Raw genomic sequence first — 4,757 nt, 5'->3', positions numbered from 1 at the left:
CCCTTGCCGCGATAGAGCAGGGCGGGCATGCCGTACGAGACGCCTTCGACGGCCTCGGGTACGAGCTCGAGCGCACGCACTCGACAGCCGTCGAGCACCGCGCGGGCGGGGTCGTCGAGACTCGCGATGAGCGCGGTTACGGCGGTCATGGTGTCGTGCGCGCCCGTCGGCGCTAGTTGTTGAGCAACACGAACAGCAGGGTGGTGCCGCTGAGCGTGAGGCCAACAAGGCCGATGATGAGCACCCACGTAATGAGCTTCATGCTGCGCAGCTTGCCGAGAAAGCCCACCGGCCGGTCATCGTGATCAGACATGCAGTGAGCCTAGCGGCGGCATCGGTGCCCGCCGGAGAACTGTCGCGCTAGCGCAGTTCGGCGAGTGCGTTGATGAGGTCGCCGACCGTGTGGCCAGCGTTGGAGGGGTGACGCAGCGGCGCGTTCGGCATGACGGCGTAGTGGTTACGGCGGCCACGGCGTTCACGCTCGAGGTACCCCGTGTCAACGAGGTCACCCAAAATCGTCACGGTCGACCGCGTTGAGATGCCGACTTCGACAGCCAACTGCTGCACGGTGGCGTCGGGATTCTTGGCGACCTCGAGCAACACGTGCGCATGGTGGGTGAGAAAGGTCCACGACGACATGTCGCCATTGTGCCAGTCGTGAGGGTCGCGGTGCGCAACAGATGAACCAGATTGCATGTATAGTCTCAGATGCATGAACTGAGATTCACCTGTCGCCGCCACCCCCAGGAGTCCCCTTGATTCTCGAAACCGCCGCCGCCAATCTGCTGTCGGCCCCGGTGCTGGCCTTCGTCTTGGGCCTCGTTGCCGTCGCTGTGCGCAGCGACCTGCGTTTGCCCGAAGCACTCACGACCTCGATCTCGATCTATCTCTTGCTCGCGATTGGTGTGAAGGGTGGCGTTGCCCTTCGCTCGGCATCGCTCGGCGAAGTCATCGGCCCTGTGCTGCTCGCTCTCGTGTTGGGCATGGTGATTCCGGTCGTGGCCTATGGGTCGCTCCGGGTGATGTCGCGGCTCGGCCCGCTTGATCGCGGAAGCGTCGCGGCGCACTACGGCTCGACCTCGCTCGTGACGTTCACCGCGGCGCTCGTCTTTCTCGAGACTTCGGGAGTCGCGTATCCCGGATACGCGCCCACCTTGCTCACCGTGCTCGAGATTCCCGGCATCGTCGTCGGCATCTTGCTCGCCAGTCGGGCCGCGAAAGGCCCCGTGAAGTGGGCCGGAGCACTGCATGAGGTGCTCGCCGGCAAGTCGATCGTGTTGCTCGCGGGAGGTCTCGTGCTCGGCTTCGCCATCGGCGACGCGGGCTACGTGGGCGTGCAGGGCTTCTTCGAAGAGCCCTTCCGCGGCGTGCTCGCGTTGTTCTTGCTCGGCCTGGGCATCGAGGCCGGCCAGCGCCTCGGCTCGCTACGCGAGGCAGGCCCCGGCCTTCTCGTCTTCGCCGCACTGTTTCCCTTCGTGGTGGGTGGCGCCGTCGTCGCACTCTCGGTCGCCCTCGGCATGGGTCAGGGTGGCGCGGTCGTGCTCGCGATCTTGTGCGCGAGCGCGTCGTACATCGCCGCTCCGGCTGCGCTGCGATTCGCCTTCCCCGAAGCGAACCTGGCGATTCCGCTTGCGGCGAGCATCGGCGTGACGTTTCCGATCAACCTCGTGCTGGGCATCCCGTACCTGACGTGGTTGGCGGGAGTGCTCACCGGTCAGGCGTAGCGCGACGAGTCAACGCCGCCTCGTGACAACGGGGATGCCGGCCATCTAGCGGTCGGCGAGAACGATGAGGCGGTCGCCAGCCGCGAACGTCACCGAGCTCGACGTTCGCGGATTGATGACGACGCCAAAGTCGGGGCGTTCGTGAATGCGTGCAGCCACGCGGTATCCCATGAACGTCTCGCCTCGGCGTGACGCTGCTTCGATGAGCGTCGCGACAGAAACGGGAACAGTGGTCGGGCAATACTGTTCGACCGGCCGCAAGTGGGTCTCGCTACCCTCGTGCCCGAAGAGTCGGTCGAAGACATCGACCAGTCTGGGCGTGCGCGACACCTGAGCGAGCAAGCGGCTAACGAGCAAGTCGCTCACGATGACGTCGTCGGCCGAGTCGGCATCGGCAATCTCAGTGTTGCGGTCGTCGAGCATTTCGGTGACCACCGAGAAGTGGGCCCCGGATGCGCGGCGAATGTCACGCAAGTGCAAGAGGGTGACGAGCGTGCGCGCGTCGGCGCTGTGCGTGGGCAAGCTGTCTTTGTAGGGCACGACGACAACGTGGTCGAAAGAGGGAATGTCAAGGCTGTCAAGCACGGCACGGCTCGTCGTGTCGGCCAACTGAGTCGTTACCTGGGCAACGGGCTCAGTGACTTCTCGCGCTTCGCTGCTCACCAGGTGAGCGCTCGACCCGGGCGGAAAGTATGCGTGCAATGAGGTCACGAGCGACTGCATGCCGGAGTGCTGACCCAACACGAGTGTGCGGCTCGGTGCTTCACGCCGCTGATGGGTGATGTCGATGAGTGACGAGTCGACGGGCTGCGCGGGGCCCGTGCCGAGCCCACGTTCGTCGGGCGCGATGAGCACGAGTTCATCATCCTCATGAAGGGAGAGACTTGACACCGGGTTCAGGTTGACGTGTCCGTCGCGCACGACACCGACGAGAGTCGCAAACTCGAACCGCCGCTGCGCCTCGGCATACGTCACGCCCGCGAGCTCGGCTCGCCGCGTCACGTAGAACTCGTCACCGTCGAAGTCGAGCAAGTCACGGGAGACCACGCTGATGCCATCGTGGCGAACGCTGTGCAGCGTGAGCCGACCAATGAGTTCGTCGCCAATGACCCACCGCACCGATGCCGAACCGGCGAGACGAGCAGCTTCGAGATTCGACGTCGATCGCAGTTCGCCAATGATGTCGATGTTCTGCACCGCGCGATTGAGGGCGAGCACGGTCTTGATGACTTCGATGTCGGGCTCGAACGCCGTGTCGGGCGAAATCACGATGATCGACCGCGCGGCTTCGGGGCTCACCATCGCGAGGTCGGTCGGATCCATGGGGTCGCCACTCCGCACGATGATGTGAGAACCACGCTGTCGGCCGATGCGCGCCCGCAGTTCGTCTTCCACTTCGACCTTGTCGCGGGGGCTCAGAATCACGAACGGCGAGCGCCGGCCGTTGCGTTGGGCAAGTTGCAATTCGGCCACGATCGGAATGACCTTACTGCTCCACCCCAAGATGACCGTGTGGCCGGTTTCGAGCACGCGCGAGCGGCCCTTGCGCAGTTCAAGCAATCGCCGATCGAATGCGCTCGAGACGATACCGATGAGGCTCGCAACAAGGATCAAGCCCGCAATCGTGACGACGAGCATGGCCACGCGAAAGCCCCACCCCTCGTCTTCGCGGAACGAGCCAGCGCTGAGCACGCGTACGAGAGAACCCCAGAGAATCTCTTCGGGCTCAAGCGACGAGAAGCCGTCGGGCAGTCGCGTGGGGTACAGCTGAAAGGCCACGACGACACCGGTGATCGCGAGAATAAAGGCTCCGCTCGCCAGCGCGAGCAGGCCCATGAGCGACACAGTTCCGCGTGCCATGACAGAGTCGAACCAGTAGCGAAAACGCTCGGGCAGGGTGGGTCGAGACACGGGTGTCCTTTCAAGACAGGCGCGCGAATTCTAATTGGCTGGGGTTGCGGGTCAGTGACCGCGCGGGGCTAGGCTCGCGGAAGAATTGCTGGCCGACCTGCGCCGGGCAACGAGGCCCCGCGCGCACACCGTTAGAGGAGCATCCATGACTTGGCGCATGCCTGCAGAGACGGCCCCGCACGATCGCATCTGGATGGCGTTTCCGCGTGAGGGCGAGGTCATGGGTGACTCGTCCGCCGCGCGCGAATCGACGTATGCGGCGTGGACCGCCGTTGCTCACGCGATCGTGCCCTTCGAGCCCGTGACGATGGTCGTCGACCCGAGCGAGCGCGAGCGCGCGCGCCGCATGGTCAGCAGCGAGATCGAGATCATCGAGGCGCCGCTTAACGACTTCTGGATGCGCGACTTCGGCCCGACGTTCGTCATCGACGATGAGACGGGGGAGCTCGGTGGCGTCGACTGGATCTTCAACGCGTGGGGCCAGGGCGCCGACTGCGACGATGACGCGCTCATCGCCGCACGCATTCTCGACGAGCTGGGTGTGACGCGCGTCTCGAGCGTGCTCGTCAACGAGGGCGGGGGCATCCACGTCGACGGCGACGGCACCGTGCTCGTGACCGACACCGTGCAGCTCGACCCCGACCGCAACCGGTGGGCCACGAAAGAACGCGTCGAAGCCGAACTCGCTCGCACCATCGGCACAACGAAGGCCATCTGGCTGCCCCGCGGCCTCACGCGTGACTACGACGAACTCGGCACGCGCGGGCACGTCGACATCGTTGCGACCTTCGCGAGCCCGGGCCGTGTGCTCGTGCACGCGCAGAATGACCCCGCGCACCCCGACCACGCCGTCATGCCCGTGATCTACGACGTCTTGCGTCAGGCCACCGACGCGCGCGGCCGCTCACTCGAGCTCATCGAGCTGCCCGCGCCCGCGCAATTGCGCGACCACGAGGGCTTCGTCGACTACAGCTACGTCAATCACCTCGTCGTCAATGGCGGCATCATCGCGTGCGGGTTCGACGACGAGGTGGCGGATGCTCGCGCCCGTGACACGCTCGCCGAGGCCTACGGCCGCGAGGTCGTGACGGTCGACGCCCGCGAGATCTTCGCGCGCGGCGG

General features: G+C 65.4%; 5 protein-coding genes. 2 read left to right on the top strand and 3 right to left on the bottom strand.

What is annotated here, in order from left to right; all coding sequences use genetic code 11:
• Positions 1 to 172 precede the first annotated feature (172 nt).
• Positions 173 to 313 (bottom strand): hypothetical protein, encoded by a 141-nt coding sequence (locus tag SFU54_RS04690; RefSeq protein ID WP_319015144.1) that lies wholly within the window; start codon positions 311 to 313, stop codon positions 173 to 175.
• A 47-nt stretch (positions 314 to 360) separates the two neighbouring features.
• Complete coding sequence (locus SFU54_RS04685; RefSeq protein WP_319015143.1) at positions 361 to 639, bottom strand: helix-turn-helix domain-containing protein; 279 nt, start codon at positions 637 to 639, stop codon at positions 361 to 363.
• Between the two features lie 116 nt (positions 640 to 755).
• Here SFU54_RS04685 and SFU54_RS04680 point away from each other — a divergent pair, with 116 nt between their 5' ends.
• Positions 756 to 1,724, top strand: a complete 969-nt coding sequence (locus tag SFU54_RS04680) for a sodium-dependent bicarbonate transport family permease (RefSeq protein ID WP_319015142.1) — start codon at positions 756 to 758, stop codon at positions 1,722 to 1,724.
• Between the two features lie 45 nt (positions 1,725 to 1,769).
• Here the strand turns inward: SFU54_RS04680 and SFU54_RS04675 are convergent, their stop codons facing one another.
• Positions 1,770 to 3,635 (bottom strand): CASTOR/POLLUX-related putative ion channel, encoded by a 1,866-nt coding sequence (locus tag SFU54_RS04675; protein ID WP_319015141.1) that lies wholly within the window; start codon positions 3,633 to 3,635, stop codon positions 1,770 to 1,772.
• Positions 3,636 to 3,780: 145 nt separating this feature from the next.
• Here SFU54_RS04675 and SFU54_RS04670 point away from each other — a divergent pair.
• Positions 3,781 to 4,757, top strand: a 977-nt coding sequence (locus SFU54_RS04670; protein WP_319015140.1) for an agmatine deiminase family protein, incomplete at its 3' end; no start/stop codon positions are given.

Origin of the sequence: Microcella sp., assembly GCF_033763155.1 — a bacterium.
Lineage (GTDB): Bacteria > Actinomycetota > Actinomycetes > Actinomycetales > Microbacteriaceae > Microcella.
Note: the sequence above shows the minus strand (reverse complement) of the source record. Positions and strands in the feature narration are given on the sequence as shown.